The sequence below is a fragment of the Flavobacterium frigidimaris genome (assembly GCF_002217275.1).
Taxonomy (GTDB): Bacteria; Bacteroidota; Bacteroidia; order Flavobacteriales; family Flavobacteriaceae; genus Flavobacterium; species Flavobacterium aquidurense.
Map to the genome: position 1 here is coordinate 77,358 of NZ_MUGV01000043.1, position 21,007 is coordinate 98,364.

Below are 21,007 nucleotides of genomic sequence, written 5' to 3' on the forward strand. Positions count from 1 at the left end.
TACTTAACTATCATAACCATGAAAAAAATCACACTTTGCCTGTTGTTCTTCTCAATGAGCTGGATAACAATGTTTGCGCAAACCTACACCCCTACTGAAGGAAATCTAAAAAACAGAAAAGAATTTCAGGATGATAAATTCGGAATGTTCATTCACTTTGGTCCTTATAGCGTCCTGGCTAATGGCGAGTGGGTTATGAATAACCAAAACATCAAAGTAACGGAATACGGAAGGCTGATAAACGTTTTCAATCCTCAGAATTTTGATGCTAAAAAATGGGTTGGCATTGCGAAAGCAGCAGGAATGAAATACATCACTTTTACTACACGTCATCATGATGGTTTTAGCAATTTCGATACGCAATTATCCGATTGGAAAATTACCAATACGTTTTTCAAAAGAGATTTATTAAAAGAGTTAGCTGACGAATGTCACAAGCAGGGAATCAAATTATTTTGTTATTATTCTCTTTTAGACTGGACAAGAACAGATTATCAATACGAAACAGGAAAAACCGGAAAAGGAACAGGCAGAACTGCCAAAAGCGACTGGGAAAGTTACATTCGTTTTATGAAAGGCCAACTAACCGAATTGTTGAGCAATTATGGAGAAATTAGCGGAATCTGGTTTGACGGACATTGGGATCAATTGGATAACGATACAGATAAAACCTTAACTTCAAAAGTAAACTGGCATTATGATGAAATTTATAAATTGATACATTCTATTCAGCCTAACTGTCTTATCTCCAACAATCATCACCTTTTACCGATACAGGGAGAAGATTTTCAAGCTTTTGAAAAAGATTTGCCGGGAGGAAACACTACTGGATTTGGAGGACAATCTGTTTCACAATTGCCATTGGAAACCTGTGAAACGATGAACAATTCATGGGGATTTACTATCACGGACAGAAAATACAAATCAACTAAAGATTTATTGCATTATATGATCAATGCTGCGAGTTTGAATGCCAATTTTCTTTTAAATGTCGGACCGATGGCTGACGGATCAATTCAACCGGAATTTATTGAAACCCTGAAAGAAATAGGAAACTGGATGGATAAAAACGGGAAAAGTATTTATGGAACAAGAGGCAACGTAATGAAACCACAAGATTGGGGCGGTTTTACTGCTAAAGACAAAATTTGGTTTGCCCATATCATCAATACACCAAAAGAAACTAATTATATTTTTATTCCGGAGATGAAACAAAAAATTAAAAAATGCTATTTGATGGACGGAAAAAAAGAACTAAAATTCAAACAACAACCCGAAGGAACTTTTGTGTATTTGGATGGTATTAAATTGGATTCAATTGATACTATAATCGAAATGCAAATACAGTAAATATTACAAATTAATTACCAAAAACATGTTCAACAAAACTCTTTTCCTCGCTGCCGTAGCTTTTATGGCAACTGAAAAAGGAACCGCACAATCGACATTTTCAGCTAAAAAATTCCTTCGACACGATACCTATCTGGCTTCAGATAAATTAGAAGGCCGTCTTGCCGGAACGAAAGGCAATAATGAAGCGGCGGCTTACATCAAAAAGTATTTTAAAAAATTTGGACTGAAAAAATTCAATAATGATTATTATCAGCCTTTCAAAATCTTCATTAAACCCGATATCAATAAAATGAAATCGGACAGTGTATCAACTCAAAATGTAGTCGGTTATATCGAAGGTTCAGATGAAAACCTAAAGAAAGAATATATTGTTATTGGGGCACATTATGATCACTGGGGCTGGGGTGGAAAAGGTTCTGGCAGCAAGAAAAAAGACACACTTGCGATTCATAACGGAGCCGATGATAATGCTTCGGGAGTTTCGGCGCTTTTATCCATTTTGGAGGAATTTCATCATAACAAAATCGCTCCTAAAAGGAGTATTATTTTCATTTCTTTTAGTGCTGAAGAAGAAGGTTTATTAGGTTCGAAGTATTTTGTTAGACATCTTCCTGTGGACAAAAATGCCGTAAAAGTGATGATCAATATGGATATGGTGGGTCGTTTAAACGATAAAAAAGAGCTTTATATGGGCGGTGCCGGAACTTTTCCGGGTGGTGTCGAACTGATGAAAAAACTAGGTGAAGGCAGCGGTCTAAATCCGATTGTTTTTGCTGGCGATGTCGGCGGTTCTGATCATGTTACATTTTATAAAAACGATATTCCGGCTGTAGGATTACATACAGGAGGACATCCACAATATCACACACCCGAAGACGACACAGCCTTGATTAACAGTGAAGGAGCCGTTTTAGTGAGCAAATACATTTACAATGCATTAACTGCAATTGCCAATTATGATCAACCGTTAACTTTTATCAAACAAAATTAAAATACTTTAAGATTATCTTCTTTTCTTTAAAATAAAAATCGGCAAATTTGTAGTTAATTTTACTGCAAGTTCGCCGATTTTTTTTATACTTTATAACTAATAGTTGAAAGTCTGCAATTTCTACCATCAGGCACTAAATAGCGGTAATCATATCCGTTCGAAATTCGTTGGCTTGCCGTTGGTACGCAACAAAATGATAACTATTGCGTACCTTCGGCACGCTAAACCTATTCAAATTCATATTCTCTACCAATGTGTAGTTCCTACGGCACAAATTGTAAACTTCAACTTTTCATTGGCATAAATAACTACCACATTCAATTTAATACAAAAGGAAACCCCATCATTCGGGATGATCCGAACTTTGGGGTTTCTTACTAAAAAACAAAATATTTAATTCAAAAGGAAGCTTACTTTACATCCCAGAAAATTTTAGTACTTAAGTTATCCTTATCCTTAACTGTGTTATAATTAGTAGTATTATAAACTCTTTCAGAATTTGGATACGTCCAACGTGTTGGTGGTGTTTTTCTGATACTGCTAGTCTCATCTTCCATGAAAGTTAAAGCTGGCAATTTTAATCTTCTTTGTTCAGCCCATGATTCATCAGCCTGCATTACATTATAATGAATGTATTTTTGAAAAGCAATCAATTGTAATTGTGCAGCAGCTGTTGTAGCACCTGCAAAGTTAATTTTAGTAATGTAAGCATCAATTTCAGCAGCTGTTGGCTCTGTAGTTGGTTTCCATGTTAAGACGTCAGCTTTATCACCTAATCTTACATAATACTCAATAGATTGTCTGATCGCTTTTTCAAAATAGGTCTTTGCTGTAGTAGCATTTCCGCTTCTTGAATAATATTCTGCAAGAATCAGGTTTACTTCAGCAGCATTTATCAATGTACCAGGTAACCAATCGTTTTTACTAATTACAGATCTATTGTAAATTGCTATTTGACTATTAGCGATTAATTGATCCTGAACTCCAGATGTTAACAATGGATCAAGTCCTACATAAGCAGTTGCGCTTGCTCCTTTTTCAAATAACCATGGCTGACGAGGATCGCTATTGGCATTCATGTGGTCAATCATTGGTTTTGGGGCAATGTTGTTATTTCCACCTTCTAAAGCATCAAAGAAACCTGAAGTATCTAAATCTGTATCCTGAGTATACACTCTAAAGGCAATATTCTCTGCATTTTCATCTACGATTTTTGCTTCAGTAATAATTTGAGCAATTTCAGTATTAGCTCTAGCTGACATAGCAGGAACTGCTGAAACTCTGTTTAACAATTTCAAACGCAAAGAATTGCAATAATTTCTCCACATCACCAGGTCTCCTTTATTGATCAAATCCTGATTTTTGAATTCCACTTCTACCTTAGCAGGTAAAGTAATTGTATTCAATTCTGTAGAAAAAGCTTTCAAATCATCTAACATTTTAATATAAAGCTCTGTCTGATTGTCGTACTTAGCAGCTGCAGCATCATAATTACCACCTGTCATACTAATTTTACCAGCTTCAGAGAAAGGAATATCTCCAAAATTGTCAATCATTTTTGAGGTATGATCATATAAATAAATTGTTGAAGTAATTGCATAGATTCTATTTCCTGCTTGTTCAGCAGCAGGTAAAGAAGCCATCACTTTTTCAAGTTCTCTATATTGAGCAATAAACTTATAGTATCTCTCCCATCTGTTTGTTACAGCTGCTCCCGGAACGTAACGTCCTGTCATGTTCGTAAAACCGTGGGCTTGCGTGTAACTTAAAGAAGTAGTTCTTATAACTGTAAAGTAGTTCCAATACGATGGAATTACATCTTCAAAGTTAATTTTCATGAAACCGGCAAATTGTTTAGGCACATTTGTCGATGTTACCGTAGACGGATCTCTGTACGCGTCTTCAAAATCAGCTTGCGAACAAGAACCTAAAAAGATCGCTGCTGTCGCTAATGATATATATAATAATTTTCTCATGTTGTCTATTTTTTAATTATAATTTATCCAATTAGAAAGATGCTCTCAACATTACACCATAACTTCTTGTTGATGGAGCTAATCCTGCATTGTTTACGTTTTTATCCCATCTTGATCCTGAAGTAGTTGCTTCTGCGTCCATATCTTTAATGGTTCTGTAGATATAAAATAAATTACGTCCGAATAAAGACAAACTTAATTTAGTAGCTCCAATTTTGCTGGCATACGATGCCGGTACATTAAAGGCAAGAGACAATTCTCTTAACTTAACGTAATCATTCTTTTGGATATACAATTCATAACGTGAACTACTGTATTGAGGTCCTCCCCAGTTGTACGTCATATTATAGTAACCTGCCTGAGAAATAACATTTGTATTTTGTGTACCGTCCGGAGCTGTACCATCCATTAACATACCATCACGGAATAATTGTTGCCCAGCTGGTCCTGCAGTTGCAGAATTTGGAACCTGAACTCCTTTACCGTTATCCATATAATACGTTAAACCACCACGGTCATTTGTACTATTATTCAATGACTCTTCAGTCAATCCTCTTGATGTCATCCAGTTAATACCAGTTGGCATTAAATAACCTCCATAAGAATAGTCAATACTTACATCTAATGTAAAACTTTTATAAGTAAATGAGTTTATCAAACCTCCTACACCTTTAGCCATAGCAGTTCCGTATTTTTCCCATTTGTCTCCGTCAATCATATAATATCCATCAGAGTCAACCATTTTATTACCATTTGCATCTGTTTTTACAGGGTGTGCATAAATTCCTCCCATTGGATCACCTACAACTGATTTCAATTGTGCAGCAGAACCATCATAATCAGCATGCAATAATTCTGTTGCACCATTAGCTAATTTTAAGATTTTGTTCGTGTTTTTTGCCCAGTTTAAAGTTACATCCCAAGAAAAACTTTCTGATCTAAAAGGAGAACCTGTCAGTGCTACCTCAAATCCCTGATTACTCAACTCCCCTACGTTAGCTAAAATTTTGCTTGCTCCGGTGGTTGGTGCTAATGTTAAATCAAGAATTTGATCTTTAATTTTTGCATTATAATAAGAGACATCTAATCCTAATCTTCTGTCAAAAAACTTAGTTTCAAAACCAAACTCATATTCATTTTTCATTTCAGGTTTGATTCCTTCATTTCCATAAATATCTTGAGAATTTGTAATTAAAACCGGGTTAGTAGTTCCCTGATTTCCTAAAGTAGTTTGTTGATAAGCAACGTTAGCTCTGTAACGATCCGGGTAATTACCCACAATACCCCAAGAACCACGCATTTTTGCATAACTGATAAATTCCGGTAATTTTACAGCATCAGATAATACAAAACTTGAGTTTACAGAAGGGTAAGTAAAAGCATTGTTATCCGGGTTCATTGTAGAAGTACGGTCTCTTCTTATAGTACCTTCAAGGAATAAGTAGTTTTTATAGCTTCCGCTTAAAGTTCCAAAAACAGCATCTTTAATAGTTTCATATCTTGAAGAAGTACTTGTTGCAAGTCCGATAGATGAATTCATATCATACCATCCTTCAACACTTAAACCACGATTAGTTGAACGTGATAAAGTTCTGCCTGTTTCCTGAGTACCTGAATAACCAAGCACAGCATTTAGACCAAAATCCTCATTAAGTTTTGTATTATAAGTCAATAATAAATCTCCATAAAGAATATTATAATCCTGAGCATCCATCATGAAAGAACCAGAAGAATCTCCGTCACTACCAAATTGGTAAAGTAAAGGTATTTCTACAGGGTTTTTATTTTCTGTATTTACTGAAGTTAAATCAGTCGAAAGACGACCTCGCAATGCTAAATCTTTAGTAATTGAAAGCGTTTCAGTAACACTGGCAATTAAACGGTTTGTAACCTCGTCTTGTTGTTTCGCATTTGTATTCCAGAAATAATCTAAGATATCTGTTTTATAACCATTACGGTAAATATTTTCACCAGGAGTCAAACTTTGAGTTCCCTGACCTATAACATATTTATATCCTAAACTAGTTTGATATTTCGCTTTATACCAGTCACCATTATCAAATGGGCTAAGCATTCCCGTAAAGTTATTAACCAAACGATCCATAGCAAAAGTACGATTTTTAATATCCTGATTTAAATAACTCACAATAACATCCGTTTTCAACTTTCCTGTTTTGAAAGATGCATTTACGTTGAAATTGTTCTTTTTATTATAGTTACCCATGCTTAATCCTTCTGACTCAATATGAGTATAAGAAAAACGAATATTACTATTTTCTGTACTGTTTGTTAAAGCAAAGTTTGTAGTTCCGTCCCATGCATTTTGAAACATGTTTTTATATCCATCTTTTTGAGCAGAATACGGACGAACAACTCCGTCCCAAGACATAACCGGTTGTCCATCGAACCATGGACCAAAGTTATTACTACTGGCAGAAACTCCTCTTGTATCAGCCACTCCATCACCATTTGTATCATAATGAGCAAAACCATCTGGCGCTAAAAATCCTGTAGAGTAGTTTGCATTCGTCCATCCCGGACCTCTTTCATATTGAAATCTTGGCAAGTATGCAATTTGGTTCCCAGAATAACTAGTACTAAAATCAATACCTAAACCTTTTTTTCCTTTACCTGATTTAGAAGTAATTAATACAACTCCATTTACAGCTTCAGAACCATATAATGCAGCTGCAGAAGCTCCTTTAAGAATAGAGATATTCTCAATATCTTCAGGGTTAATATCTGCTAAACCATTATTTTTAACACGTGGTGCATTCCAGTAATCATTGTTGTTAACCTCACCATCACGAATTGGCACACCATCAAGAATGATAAGTGGCTGATTTCTTCCAGTGATAGAGTTAATTCCACGGATTTGAATATTGATTGCTCCGGCTCCTCCAGGAGTAGAACTAATACGTACACCTGGCGCTTTACCGTATAGAGAGTTAGCGATAGTAGGCGAAGCCGTCTTTACGATTGCATCCGCTTTAATGATACTTGTAGCATATCCAATCGATTTATTCTTTTTAGATTGCCCCAATGCTGTAACAGTAACACCATCAAGTTCATTAGTACCACTTGCTAATCTGATTTTCATTCCATCAGCAGCTTTTAATTCTGTTGTTTTGTAACCTATTGAACTTACAATAAGAGTAGCGCCTTCTTTTACAGAGATTGTAAATGCTCCGTTCTCGTCAGTAATCGTTTCTACTTTTGTTCCTTTTTCTCTAACAATCGCTGATGGAACGGGTGCATTAGTATTATCTGTAATTACCCCAGAGATTGTAGTGTTTTGGGCTTTCGCATTTTGAAAGCACAATACCATTAGAAAAACTAACAGCGATTCATATAACAGTTTTCTCATAATTAATATTAGTTTGGTTTGGTTTTAAAATTTTGTTTAAATTGAAAGATTTCGATTTCTAAAAAATTTTGAATACTAAAATCTTTAATTTCAAATTACCGATTTCTCCTTATCAGAATTTGGCAATAATTCCTTGATTAATATTCTGTTTTTTTTACATCATAAGCTTTTTGTTTGTTTAATAATTTGTTTAAGTTTTCTTAGTCATTTTTTGAATTTATCTTCTTAGCATTAGTACTATAACGTTTTAGTATTTTAGCTTTAAAAAAAGGCTTCTACATTATCAAACTGATTCCCTTATAATTAGAGTGCCTATTTTCTTTTCTTTTTCAATCTGGTAATTGCTTCCATCATTCATTTGCATCATTAATAATTTTACTGCCTTTTTTCCCATTTCTTCAATTGGTTGTGACAAAACCGTTATCGAGGGCGAATGCAACCTGAAACTGTCGTGATCATCAAAACTAATTACTGCTTTATCAGCCGGGATTTTAAATTTCAATTTCCTGAAGGATTGCAAACCTGCCAGCAACAAATAATTTGCACCAAACAGAACGGCATCAATTTCAGGATTATTGTTTAAAAATTCAGAAATATTAGCAATTCGTTCCTCTTCATTAATATGGTATTCCATATCCAATAGTATCGATTCATCATACAATCCTGCTTCTTTCATTGCAATACTGTATCCGTCTTTTCTTAATTGCATTTGAATTAACTGTGAATAATTCGTGATAAAGGCAATTTTTTTAAATCCTTTTTGCAAAAGATAATTAGTTGCCGTTTTTCCTCCCTCAAAATTATCCAGTACAACATGGCTAACTTCTTGTTCTTCAAAATATCGATCGAGCAAAACAACCGGACATTGTAGTTCTGACAATCGGTCGATAGTCGTTTTCATATTCTCTGTAGGCGTAATTATAAAACCGTCAACATTTGCCTGCAATAAACTACTAACTAACTCAATTGCCCTGGCATCATCTGCGCCTGTACTGCAATAAAATACTCTATAATTTAAATTAATTGCTTCTCTTTCAATCACTCTTGCCAAATCAGAAAAAAACTGATTTGAGATATCTTCTACAATAAGCCCAATAGATCTTGTTTTACCAGTTCTCAAACTACTGGCGATCATATTGAGTTTGAATTTCATTTCGCCGCTAACTTTAAGAACTTTTTCAATCACTTCTTTACTAATCCCCATCTTTTCTCCTTTATCGTTCAGCACAAATGAAACTGTAGTTACGGATACATTTGCTGCTTTAGCAATATCTTTGATAGTGATCTTTTTTTTCATGAAACGTTAACTTTATCTTAAACCTTAGTTAAGTATTGTTAGCAAATATATATTTAATAAAACGATTTACAAAAACGTTTTAGTAATTTTTTTATTTGTATTTATTTATTTTAACATTTTAAAGTTATATTTTCTTTTTATACTCCCAATAGGCTATAAATAAAACAAATACAGTATACTCGGTCATTCTGTTTTTTTGCTAAATAAATGATAATAGCATCAAAATTAGATAATAATCAAAGCCTCAAAAAACAAGAGAATAAAACTGCTCAAATTATGATATCATTAACATAAATCTATCATAATTAAAAATTCTTTTAACAAAATGAAATAGCTTTTTTTAAGCCCTATTTTCTACCAAATTTTTTTTTGCTTTTCCTTTTTAAAAAAAATAGTGAAATGGATTATTTTCTCTATTATTTTATTTTTTTTTAGCGTTTCAAAAAAGCTTAAGTATTTATTTACATTTTATTTTGCGCCTTTGATTTGAACCTCATAAAAATTAAATAATTCGTTCTGTTATCATCAAAATTAAAATCATAAAACACTATTCTGTCACCGTAAGAACGTCTCTTAATCGGATATCTCTTGAAGAAGCTCCAATCATAATTCTGAAATCACCAGGTTCAACCACCCATTTCATATCCTGGTTTAACATCTGCAAAGCTTCTTTATTGATAACAAATATTATTTCTTTTGATTCGCCAGCTTTAAGGAAAATTCTCTGAAAACCTTTCATCTGCTTAATTGGCTGAGCAATTGACGACAAAAGATCTCTTACATACAACTGTGCTACTTCCTCTCCGTCAACATTGCTAGTGTTTTTTATTGTACAATACACTTTTGTTGTTTCTGATTTTCCTATTTGTTTTTTATCAAACCTTAAATTGCTGTATTCAAAAGTCGAATAACTCAATCCGTATCCAAAAGGAAATAAAGGTGCGCCGTTTAAGTTGGTATAATCATCAGAACGACCTGTTGGTTTGTGATTGTAAACCAATGGTAATTGTCCTTCAAAAACAGGAAAAGTAATGGGTAAACGCCCTGCCGGATTTTTGTCTCCAAATAAAATATTGGCTACCGCATGTCCTCCATCTTCGCCAGGATACCAAACATCTAAAATTGAAGGTACATTATTGATCCATTTCTCCATGGTAATGGCGCTTCCGCCAACCAAAAGCACTACAACCGGTTTTCCTGTTGCGGCCACTGCGTTTATTAACTCTTCCTGATGTCCTAATAATCCTAAATACGCTCTGTCATTAAATTCTCCTTCTTCGATTCCGGCGGCAATTACAGCTACATCAGATTTTTTAACGGCAGCTACAGCTTCATCAATTTTATGCTGCCAATCGTTGTTCACTCCAACATTCCATACCAATTTGAATTTGGCATAACCCTGCGATTCGAAGAACTCTACTTTTATGTCGTATTCTTTGTCTTTTTCAAAATTGAAATCGACCAATTTTGTTGAATACGTCTGGCTTTTCCAGTTATCAATAACTAGTTTTCCGTTTAGATACAAACGATAACCGTCATTGCCTTCAAAACCTATTTTATAAGTTCCCGTTACCGGAGATTTGATTTCCCCTGTCCATCTAGCAGAATAAAAATCATAATTAATTTTTGCCTGATCCGGAGAATACAAGGTCCAGTCAAAATTAATCGTATTGTCTAGTCTTGTTACAACCGGACTTCCCGATACTTGTACATTATTGAAATATTCTCCTGTCAATCCATTTACCGTTTTTCCTCTTTCAACACTAAATAAATTCGCAGTCGGTACAACAATATAATCTGTACTTTTTCTCGCGCAACCTTCAGCCAAATTAATAGCGACTGATTTTCCTAACTTCGCTTTTATTCCCTCCAGCATACTTACTTTTCCGTTGCCAGGACCACTGTAGCCACCCAAACGGGCTTCGGTAATATCATTTCCAATTAAGGCAATGGATTGAATTGATTTTTTAAGAGGCAAAATATTGTTTTCATTTTTCAACAAAACCATTCCTTTTTCGGCTGCTTCTCTTGATAGCAATTTATGAAGCGGATTTCCATTCCATTTGTTTGTCTCTTTTTCGTCGGCGTATGGTTTTTCAAACAATCCTAATTCAAATTTCAATCTCAAAACTCTCGCTACAGATTCGTCGATATTTTTGATATCAATTCTTCCATCTAAAAATGGTGGCTGAAACAATTTATAATGGTCAAAAGCGGTTTGAAAAATTACATCTAAACCATTATTGATCGCATTCGCACTCGATTCAGGATAATCTTTTACGGTATAATGCAATACATTTCCACCACCAACAGCATTTGCATCTGAGATAATGAATCCTTTAAAATTCATTTCTCCTTTTAATTTTTTATTTAATAACCAATCATTCGCAGTACACGGACTTCCGTTCAAAGAATTATAAGAAGTCATCACACTTCGACTTCCTCCTTCAGTAAAACAAGCACGAAATGGTGGAAGCTGATATTCTTCTAAATAACGTTCGTTGTAATCAATCGGGTAACTATCACGTCCACCATCGCCACTATTCGCGAGGAAATGTTTAGGCGTTGTAATCACACCTCTTTCTTCAAAAGAAGATACATAAGCCACTCCCATTTTTGAAGAAAGAAAAGGATCTTCACCATAGGTTTCCTCTACTCTTCCCCAACGAACATCTGAAGCAAGATTTACAACCGGTGATAAAATCTGGCGAATTCCGCGGCTTTTTGATTCCATTGCAATAGCAGTTGAAACTCTTTTTACCAAAGCCGGATCAAATGTTGCTGCCAATGAAATAGACTGAGGAAAAGCAGTTGCTCCATCTCGTACTAATCCGTGTAAGGCTTCATCAAAAGCAATAATCGGTATTCCGAGACGCGTTTTTTCTACAAAATACTTCTGAATTTTATTGATCAGTTTTACCGTTTCCTTCGCATTACTTGCGGCACTGTAATCTAAAATTTGATTGCTTGCATCAGTACTTCCTTTGGCACTTACCTGAAAACCAAAAATTCCGTTTTTATAATTATCCGCTCCATCAGACAAATCACCAGGAATCATGAACATTTGCCAAAATTTTTCCTCAACCGTCATTCGGGACAATAAATCCTGAACACGTTCTTCAACGGGTAATTTTGGGTTTTTATATTTTGGAGTACTTTGAGAAAACAAAGTTTGAACTCCAAGAAATAAAGCTATTAAAAATGCTTTTTTGTTCATAATCGTATTATTGAAATACCATTGAGGCATGAATTATAATTTGTTATCTTAATAAAATTAGTTAGTTAAAAAACCTCCTTGGCCTCTGTATAATTTAATAGGCGCATCTAATGTTACTTTAATGCAAGTCACATATTTGTCGATAGCAGTTTCAGGCAAATCAATGTAAACCAATCCCGGAACGGCGCTCCATGAAATTTTACCAACCACTTTGTGAGTCAATTTCACATTGGAACCCAAAACCGTTATATCCTGAATTTTATTATCAAGTCCTTTCAACATCAATTGTCCTGACGTTTTTCCGTGAACAAATAAGTAAAGTGTTTTTGAATCTTTAGAAAGTGTCGTTGGCCCATAAAAATGGCCTAATGGAATTCCAGGAATAGTTCCAAAAATACCTTCACCATTTCTTCTGTTCCAGTCACCCAATTCTTTCAATGTAGAAACAACAGTTTCAGGATAAGTTCCGTCCGGTTTTGGTCCGATGTCTAACAATAAATTACCTCCATTTGAAACCGCATCCACAAAAATAGTAATGATTTCATAAGGCGTTTTCCAGTTGGTATCGCTCACACGGTACCCCCAGTTTTCATTCATTGTCATACACAATTCCCACCATTTGAATGCCGGTCGTACTACCGGAAAGTTTTGTTCCGGAGTATCATAATCACCATAGCCCTGCAGACGCCCGTTTATAATCGTATTCGGATTTCTGGCTAACATCATTTTACGTGTTTTTTCTGCCTGCCATTCTTCAGCGCTGTGTTCCCAGTCACCATCAAACCACCATAGATCCGGATTGTACCAATCTGAAATTTCTTTGATTTGTCCCTGAAAAAATTTTTGAAAACGTTCCCAACGAGCTGGTTCTTTTTTAATATCATAACGCGCCTTATCTTTCAGAAAGCCAGGATAATCATTATGTGTCCAGTCGATTAACGAGAAATAAGCGCCACATTTAATATCTCTTTTGCGTAATTCTTCGAAGAAAGGTTTTACCATGTCTTTTTTAGCCGGACAGGTTTTTACAGAACTTAGTTTCCCTAATTTAGTATCGTACATCGCCACACCATCGTGATGTTTTGTTGTAATAACAGCATATTTTGCCCCAGAATCTTTGATCATCTCGGCCCAGGCTGCAGGATCATAATTACTCAGTGTAAAACTTTTTTGTTGTTTCATATAATCTTCAACAGAAATTTGACCATTGTGAAAACTCCACGATTCAGAAACATCCCCAACAGAATAAATTCCGGCATGAATAAAGATCCCTAATTTTGCATCTTCAAACCATTTCATTTTTGCTGCAATATCCTGTGGAGCAATTTTATTCTGAGCTGCTCCGGTAAGAGTCGCTCCGACAACTAAAGCGGCTAAGATTATTTTTTTAATCATTTTATTATATTTATTTAATTCTGATTATTGTTTTAATAAGATTGCAATTTGTGGCGTACACGCCGTTTAAATTTGTCCTTTTTGAGAACAACATTTCTGCTGACTGTAAGCGTAACCGATTTTTTTATCTGATTCTGCCGCAAATAAACGGAACAGATTGTTTGTATTATTTAAAAGAATAATGCAACAATAGCAACACTTTTATTTCACCAATTGCAATCAGAATTAGCAGTAAAACAAAAGATAGATTTCTTAAAACAAAAACAATCTTTATTTAACGCTAAATCTAAACAAATTAGATTTTTGGTAAAACTATTTTAGACGGACGACATATAAACGAAGATAAACATCAAAAAAAGTCACAAAAAACACTTTTATTACGAATTTCAGTTCTGATAAGCTTTATCGCATAGTATTAGGAAATAATATCCTTTTGAACTTACTTACTTCTTATTTAGCATTTTTTGACAAGAAAGTTATTTCGATAATTGGTCTTCGTTAAAAGAAAACAGGGGTTTTTCCAATTGCCATAACCTTATGTTAATTGAATATTTTGATTTTATTTTTTAATACATTAAAATCAATTGTAACTTATAAGGAACGGTCTAAATGAGTATAACCTCCATCCACATAAATCAATTGTCCTGTAGTGTGACTTGATTTATCTGACAACAAGAACACTACCATATTGGCGATTTCTTCAGCCGTTGTCATTCTGTTTTCTAATGGAATTTTAGCCGTAATTTCTTTTAATTTTTGCTCTGGATTTTCGAGTGTATTAATCCATGTTTCGTATAAAGGCGTATAACATTCCGCCACTATAACCGAATTGACACGGATTCCGTATTTTAATAATTCAACAGCCCATTCGCGGGTTAAAGCATTACGTCCGCCATTTGACGCAGCATAAGCTGAAGTATTTCCTTGTCCGGTGTCCGCTGTTTTTGAACCAATGTTGACAATTGCGCCTTTTGTTTTTTTCAACTCCGGCAAAGCGTGTTGTGCCATTAAATAATAATGAACTAAATTTTTATGAATTGATGCAACAAATTTTTCATAATCGCCACTTTCCAGACCTACACCATCATTTACACCGGCATTATTGATTAGTCCGTCAATACGGCCGCACATTTCGATTACCTGATTAACTGCATTTTTACAAGCTTCCGGATTTGTTAACTCCGCTACCACAGTTAAAGCTTTTCCGCCTTCCGCTTCAATTTCTTTAACAGCGATTTGATTGTCAGCCTCAGCTCTTCCTACGATTACAGGAATAGCACCTTCAGCAGCTAAAACTTTACAGATGCCAAGTCCTATCCCTTTAGCTCCACCGGTTACGATAATTATTTTCTCAGTAAGATTAAGATTCATTTGTTTATTATTTTGGTTGGTAGTTAGTAGTTTTATATTCAAATAAGAGGTGCGAAAATTGCCTCTTATCTCAAAAATGTTGACGCTTTGCTGTTCTCATGCAAATCGAATATTTTATCCATCATCATCCATTTTTCCCCTTCTTTTGCTCCGGGCAATGCTTTTTGATATTTCCACATCAATTCTTCCCATTTTTGCACCACCGGATTATTGGCATCCATCTCTCCTTTCCTTTCAAAAGTAAAAGTCTCATTGGCCTCAATAATCATGAATAATCTGTTGGCAACGCAATAAATATCCAGATTTTCAATTCCTGAATCGACAATACTTGCTGTAATTTCAGGCCAGATTTTTTCATGATATTCTTTGTATTCTGCTATTAAAACCGGATCATCATTAAGATCCAAGGCGAGACAATATTTTTGAGTTACCATATTATTTTATTTAAAATTGAAGGTTAAAAATCTAAAATTAGAGATTATCAATTACAAAACAATCCAAATTACAAATTGAAATGTTGTTTTATTATCCAGCTACTTTTATAACAACACCCGCTTTTTTAGCCAATTCTTCCCGTAAAGATTTAGGTATAGCAACGGCAATTCCGCCAGCAACATTTTTGTAACTAAGTTTAGTTTTACCATCTAAAAGCACAACATTTAATTTTCCTTTTAAATTGTTTTTAATAACGATTTCAGCTGGTATTTCTTTTTCATTTCCTTTTGGAAGGTAAATTCCGAAAACTGTTTTTTCTCCTTTTGAAGTGTAATACAAATTACCTTCAGAGTAAGGAGCAATTGGTTTAGTAGCATAAATGGCTTCTCCATTAACATCAAGCCACTTTCCAACTTCGGCTAAAGCCTGTTCAATTTTCGGCTCAAAATTTCCTTTGCCATCAGGTCCAACGCCAAGTAATAAATTTCCACCTTTAGAAACAATTCCGGTTAATAACTGAATTACTTCTGTTCCTGATTTGTATTTGTCATTTGGTACCCATCCCCAATCATTTCCAAGTGTTACACAGCTTTCCCATGGCACCGGAATTGGTTTTTCCAACACTTTTCGTTCAGGCGTAAGATAATCTTCGTATTCGCCCGGAACCCAACGATCTACAACTATAAGACCTGGTTGTTTTTTACGGGCCGTCTCTGCAATAAGCTTCATATTAATATCCAGATTCTGACGTCCTTTTTTATCTGAAGGACGAACCCATCCTCCGTCAAGCCATAAAACATCTACTTTCCCATAATTAGTTGTCAATTCATCCAACTGATTTTGGGTATATTTTACGAAATTTTGCCACCTTTCAGGATATGCTTTAATATCATAATTTGGATTCCTGTCTTTTGGTGGATAATATTTCCACCAAAAATCCTGTGACGTCCAGTCTGGTTTTGAGAAGTAAATGCCAACTGATAATCCTTCTTTTCTTGAAGCATCCAGAACGTTTTTCAATACATCTGGTTTTGGATTTTTTGCATTTGGTAAATTTGGATTGGTGATTTTGAAATCAGTGAATTTCGAATCATACATACAAAAGCCATCATGATGTTTAGAAGTAAAAATCAAATATTTTACTCCGGCATTTTTGAACATTTTAGCCCATTTTTCCGAATCAAGCTGAGTTGGATTTAAACTAAATCTTGCACCGCGATAATCTGAAGCAAAAGAATCGTAATCATCATAACCATTACGAGTTACCCAATCTTCAGGAGCTAATCCCCAAGATTCGCAAATTCCCAATTGACTGTATAATCCCATATGAATCAGGACACCAAATTTATAATCCTGCCACTTGGCCAGATTATCTTTAACCGCCTGATCTTTTGGATCAACATAAGTATCGCCAGGTATTTTTTCATTTTCTGCCATAATATCACCTTGTGCGTGAGATAAAGCGCTCATCGCAAAACAGCAAACTGTGAAAACTAATTTTATTCTGCTTCTCATACTATATATTTTATTTTCTTTAAACGTATATTATCTAAGAGGTTATCTAATAATTGACTGATCCTGCAAAAACGAAGACGATCTACTAAATCGTTTTATGTTTTCGAATGGCATTTTTAACGTAATCTCAAAAAAATAAAACTATTGTATTATCAGGTTTTATTTTAGCTGTAAATTATCCTTAATTAAGCATTTATTATCTTTATAATTAATTTCGCAAAAAGTCAAAAAAAGCGATCCGTCTCACTACTACATTATTGATTTTAAAAAAATATTCGACTTATAAAATAAATACGCAAAGACACTGCTGTATTTCGGAAAAACAAAACAGCATCATTAAAGAAAAGTTTTGGTTGTTATTTTACATCGAAAACAACATCGAAACAATGCTAATAACTAAGTAAAGAAAGAGGTTAAAACGCCTGAACTAAAGCATTTCTTCGATATTCCTTTGGAGTTGTTCCAATTAACTTCTTGAAGAGCTTATTGAAGTTAGAAGCAGTTTTGTAACCACATTCGTAAGCAATTTCTGAAACTCCTAAATCTGTTTCAATAAGATACTTACAAGCATTTGAAACTCGTATTTCGTTTAGGTATTCTACAAAGGGCTTTTGGGTTTTAGCTTTAAACATTCTGCAAAAAGATGTTGGTGTCAAATGGGCTATTTTAGAAATTTCATCCAGTGATATTTCTTCCTTATAATTTGATTTTACATACTGAAAAACTGCTGCAAGCCGGTCATTTTTATTTTCATCACAGGCAGAAACATAGGAATTGTCATTAATATATCTAAGGTCTTTGCTTTTTGACAAGAGAAATAAAATTTCTATGAGACCCATAACCACTTCAAAACCTTTCTTCTTTAGCAATTTTTCCATTTTTTTAGCAATAATCAAATTCGTTTGTCCTGAAATCGAAACTCCTTTTATGGCCTGTGAAAAAAACTTTTTGATTTCCAGTGCTTCCGGTAATTCATAAAAAGAATCACCAAAAAGATCCCTGCTAAAATAGATTACAATAGCTTTAGCTTTTAAACTATTTATTCCCTTATAAAAAATTTCATCGTTAAGCCAAACATGCGGAATATCATCTCCCAGAAAAACCATATCACCTGATTCAAAAGATTCTACCGAATTTCCGATGATGCGTTTTCCATGACTTTCTAAGATATAAACCAACTCAAATTCAGGGTGCGAATGAAAAGGCGATTGAAAAAAAGATTCCTCGCGCGAAAACACAGATAGCGACGTATTAGTATAGGAAGCGATATTTGTTTTTACAATTTTCATTTTTTAGAATAACAATGATAATTAATAACTAAATAAGGATAATATTGAAGTATTTACTAAATTAATTTAGATATAATTTTATATTTCATAAAAAACAAAAATAACAAAAAATCTTAAGGACATTACTAAATCGATTTAATAAATTTAAAAAAACGTAAATTAATCGGAAATAAATTGTTAAATACCCTTTTTTGCTGCTTTTTAAGTAAAACGTTTTAGTAAAAGTCTGAAAAATTGGAATAAAATAAAAAAAACAAACCCCGAAAAATGAAAAAAGGACTTCTGATTTTCTCTATTTTCTTGTGCATAAATTCGATTGCACAGACAAAAACGACCGGAAATGTTGTTGAATATTTTGGTAAAGAAAAAATTATTACCACTGCCGAAGGAAATGTTTTGTATCATTTTATAAATGGCTATACACTTCAAACTGAAAGCAGAACAGGTACACTTTTTAATGGACAAGATCCTATAGCGTGGCAATATGCTGTTGGGAAATTTGTAAATCCAAATAAAGAGAAAGGAAATTGGCAGGAAATTGAGGCAGATTCTGCCAAAGTTTTCAGTGGAAAACCTATGCGATCCGGTTTTCTATATACAGAATATAATGCTTCAAAAGAACAAATCGTGCTACTGGAAACTACAGGAGGTACAAGAACCTATATTAATGGCCAGCCCCATGAAGGTGATCATTATGATTTTGGATACACTTTAGTTCCGTTTAAACTTCGCAAAGGTGTAAACGAATTTATTTATACCAAAGGCCGTTTTGGCCGTGTGAAATCGAAAATTATTGTGCCTTCAAAAAGTATTCAGTTTACCAAACGTGATTTAACGCTTCCGGATGTTATCAATGGTGAAAAAGACGAAAAATGGGCTTCCATTCGTGTAATCAATGCAACGGAGAAAGATTTAAAAAACCTTGTAATTACAGCCACTTTATCCGGCGGAGAAAAAGCTACATACGCAACTGATGCTATTATGCCTTTGTTTGTGAGAAAAGTAAAATTTAAAGTTCCGGCTGCAAAAGCTGATTTTACAGGAGAATTAAAGATGAACCTTACACTTTCAGATAAAAGCGGAAAAGTAATCGACAAAATAGAAATTACAATCCAACAACGCGCTGCAACTGTGCATCACGAACGCACTTTTGTGAGTAAAGTAGACAACAGCGTACAGTATTATAGTGTCGCTCCGGCATTGGGAGCCGGACCAAAAGCGTTGGTCCTTTCAGTTCACGGTGCATCTGTTGAGGCTCGAAATCAGGCAAGAGCTTACAAACAAAAGGATTGGGTTCATATTGTTGCAGCTACAAATAGACGCCCTTTTGGTTTTAACTGGGAAGATTGGGGTAGAATTGATGCTCTGGAAGTTTTAGCCGAAGCCAAAAAAGTATTCAACACTATTCCGAATCAGACGTACTTAACCGGTCACTCAATGGGCGGTCACGGTACCTGGTTTTTAGGAACAACTTATCCGGGTAAATTTGCTGCTATTGCCCCTTGCGCCTCCTACCCTGATATTTCGATGTACGGATCTGACAAAGGCGATGAAATGCATGATATGTTCAAAGCATTTGAGCCAATCAAACGTTCTGCCAATTCTGGTCGTGTTAAAAGCCTTGTACAAAACCTGAAACAAGGAGGGGTTTATATGCTGCATGGCGATGCCGATTCGACTGTTCCTATTTCGCAGGTTCGGGAAATGCGCCAGATTTTAGGCACTTTTCATCCTAACTTTTGTTATTACGAGTATCCTGGAGGAGAGCATTGGTATGGCGATCATTCTGTAGACTGGTTTCCAATATTTGAATTCTTCAAGCGCCAAACCATTCCAACAAACAAAGAAGTCAAAGAAATTGATTTTCACACCGCAACTCCAGCCGTTTCTTCAACAGATTACTGGATAAAACTACAACAGCAAATTCGCCCTTTTGATTTTTCTACTATCAATGCAAAAATTGACAAGCAGCAAATTAACATTAAAACAGTAAATGTTTCGGTAATGGAACTCGATTTGGTTTCTTTAGAATTAAAAGGAGAAATTACCTTAAATATTGATGATCAGCTGCTAAAAACAACTTCGGATAAAAAAGCTATCCTGAATTTGAAAGACGGAAAATGGGTTTTGATAAACGAAATCAATACAGCCGAAAAGTATGCAGAACGTCAGGGCGGATTCAAATTTGCATTCGATAATAATGTTGTTTTTGTTTATGCGACAGGCGGTTCTGCTTCAGAACGCGATTGGTATTTAAACAGAGCCCGCTTTGACGCCGAAACTTTTTATTACAGAGGGAATGGAAGTATTGACGTGATCTCGGACAAAGAATTTTCATTGGAAAAATACAAAGACAGAAACGTCGTGATTTATGGAAATGCAGTTAACAATAGCGCCTGGAATTTATTACTGAAAAATGCTCCAGTTCAAATTGACAATCAACAAATAAAAGTGGGTGACAAAGTGTTAAAAGGAGCTGATTTAGCAGCTTATTTTGTTGTACCAAGAAAAGACAGTAAAACGGCAATGGTAGGCGTTGTGGCAGGAACTTCTGAAAAAGGAATGAAGGCGACTTGGGCAAACAACTATATCTCAGGAATTACAGGATTTCCGGATGTCATGATATTTAAGGCTGATTTACTTTTAAATGGATTACCGGATATGAAAGTAAGCGGTTTCTTTGATAATGAATGGTCTGCCAAAACGTTAGAATTTTTCAATTAAAAACAACTATGCAATTATAGCTAAAATAAAATCTTCTATTATTGCGGATTCAAAGAAAATAGAAGCAAAAATTTATG

Annotated in this window: 12 protein-coding genes; 3 read left to right on the plus strand and 9 right to left on the minus strand. The window is 34.6% G+C overall.

Annotation, left to right across the window (positions count from 1 at the left end):
- The first annotated feature begins 18 nt into the window (after positions 1-18).
- The gene (locus tag B0A65_RS21095; protein ID WP_074663158.1) at positions 19-1,350 is read left to right on the plus strand and encodes an alpha-L-fucosidase; all 1,332 of its coding nucleotides are present in this window, start codon (positions 19-21) and stop codon (positions 1,348-1,350) included.
- A gap of 25 nt (positions 1,351-1,375) precedes the next feature.
- Positions 1,376-2,344 (plus strand): M20/M25/M40 family metallo-hydrolase, encoded by a 969-nt coding sequence (locus B0A65_RS21100; RefSeq protein ID WP_083370518.1) that lies wholly within the window; start codon positions 1,376-1,378, stop codon positions 2,342-2,344.
- Positions 2,345-2,754: 410 nt separating this feature from the next.
- Here the strand turns inward: B0A65_RS21100 and B0A65_RS21105 are convergent, their stop codons facing one another.
- From B0A65_RS21105 to B0A65_RS21145, 9 genes are all read right to left on the minus strand, one after another.
- Positions 2,755-4,320: a SusD/RagB family nutrient-binding outer membrane lipoprotein gene (locus tag B0A65_RS21105; protein ID WP_074663162.1), complete on the minus strand. Its 1,566-nt coding sequence runs from the start codon at positions 4,318-4,320 to the stop codon at positions 2,755-2,757.
- A gap of 31 nt (positions 4,321-4,351) precedes the next feature.
- Positions 4,352-7,687 carry a SusC/RagA family TonB-linked outer membrane protein gene (locus B0A65_RS21110; protein WP_074663166.1) on the minus strand — a complete coding sequence of 1,112 codons (3,336 nt, stop codon included), beginning with the start codon at positions 7,685-7,687 and terminating at the stop codon, positions 4,352-4,354.
- Between the two features lie 283 nt (positions 7,688-7,970).
- Positions 7,971-8,984, minus strand: a complete 1,014-nt coding sequence (locus B0A65_RS21115) for a LacI family DNA-binding transcriptional regulator (protein WP_074663170.1) — start codon at positions 8,982-8,984, stop codon at positions 7,971-7,973.
- 547 nt (positions 8,985-9,531) lie between these two features.
- On the minus strand, positions 9,532-12,201 hold the full coding sequence (locus tag B0A65_RS21120; RefSeq protein WP_074663371.1) for a glycoside hydrolase family 3 C-terminal domain-containing protein: 2,670 nt from the start codon (positions 12,199-12,201) through the stop codon (positions 9,532-9,534).
- Between the two features lie 57 nt (positions 12,202-12,258).
- Positions 12,259-13,596, minus strand: coding sequence for an alpha-L-fucosidase (locus tag B0A65_RS21125; RefSeq protein WP_074663175.1), 1,338 nt, complete (start codon positions 13,594-13,596; stop codon positions 12,259-12,261).
- A gap of 591 nt (positions 13,597-14,187) precedes the next feature.
- Positions 14,188-14,967, minus strand: coding sequence for an L-fucose dehydrogenase (locus B0A65_RS21130; RefSeq protein WP_074663373.1), 780 nt, complete (start codon positions 14,965-14,967; stop codon positions 14,188-14,190).
- Positions 14,968-15,032: 65 nt separating this feature from the next.
- Complete coding sequence (locus B0A65_RS21135; protein ID WP_074663178.1) at positions 15,033-15,401, minus strand: L-rhamnose mutarotase; 369 nt, start codon at positions 15,399-15,401, stop codon at positions 15,033-15,035.
- A gap of 91 nt (positions 15,402-15,492) precedes the next feature.
- Positions 15,493-16,917 (minus strand): alpha-L-fucosidase, encoded by a 1,425-nt coding sequence (locus B0A65_RS21140; protein WP_074663180.1) that lies wholly within the window; start codon positions 16,915-16,917, stop codon positions 15,493-15,495.
- Positions 16,918-17,330: 413 nt separating this feature from the next.
- Positions 17,331-18,206: an AraC family transcriptional regulator gene (locus B0A65_RS21145; protein ID WP_074663184.1), complete on the minus strand. Its 876-nt coding sequence runs from the start codon at positions 18,204-18,206 to the stop codon at positions 17,331-17,333.
- Positions 18,207-18,473: 267 nt separating this feature from the next.
- Here B0A65_RS21145 and B0A65_RS21150 point away from each other — a divergent pair, with 267 nt between their 5' ends.
- The gene (locus tag B0A65_RS21150) at positions 18,474-20,930 is read left to right on the plus strand and encodes an alpha/beta hydrolase-fold protein (protein ID WP_074663187.1); all 2,457 of its coding nucleotides are present in this window, start codon (positions 18,474-18,476) and stop codon (positions 20,928-20,930) included.
- Positions 20,931-21,007 lie beyond the last annotated feature (77 nt).

Coding starts and splice junctions, on each gene's coding strand:
- B0A65_RS21125 (WP_074663175.1), bottom strand. CDS start 13,596: ATGATTAAAAAAATAATCTTAGCCGCTTTAGTTGTCGGAGCGACTCTT.
- B0A65_RS21150 (WP_074663187.1), top strand. CDS start 18,474: ATGAAAAAAGGACTTCTGATTTTCTCTATTTTCTTGTGCATAAATTCG.
- B0A65_RS21130 (WP_074663373.1), bottom strand. CDS start 14,967: ATGAATCTTAATCTTACTGAGAAAATAATTATCGTAACCGGTGGAGCT.
- B0A65_RS21110 (WP_074663166.1), bottom strand. CDS start 7,687: ATGAGAAAACTGTTATATGAATCGCTGTTAGTTTTTCTAATGGTATTG.
- B0A65_RS21135 (WP_074663178.1), bottom strand. CDS start 15,401: ATGGTAACTCAAAAATATTGTCTCGCCTTGGATCTTAATGATGATCCG.
- B0A65_RS21120 (WP_074663371.1), bottom strand. CDS start 12,201: ATGAACAAAAAAGCATTTTTAATAGCTTTATTTCTTGGAGTTCAAACT.
- B0A65_RS21100 (WP_083370518.1), top strand. CDS start 1,376: ATGTTCAACAAAACTCTTTTCCTCGCTGCCGTAGCTTTTATGGCAACT.
- B0A65_RS21140 (WP_074663180.1), bottom strand. CDS start 16,917: ATGAGAAGCAGAATAAAATTAGTTTTCACAGTTTGCTGTTTTGCGATG.
- B0A65_RS21095 (WP_074663158.1), top strand. CDS start 19: ATGAAAAAAATCACACTTTGCCTGTTGTTCTTCTCAATGAGCTGGATA.
- B0A65_RS21115 (WP_074663170.1), bottom strand. CDS start 8,984: ATGAAAAAAAAGATCACTATCAAAGATATTGCTAAAGCAGCAAATGTA.
- B0A65_RS21145 (WP_074663184.1), bottom strand. CDS start 18,206: ATGAAAATTGTAAAAACAAATATCGCTTCCTATACTAATACGTCGCTA.
- B0A65_RS21105 (WP_074663162.1), bottom strand. CDS start 4,320: ATGAGAAAATTATTATATATATCATTAGCGACAGCAGCGATCTTTTTA.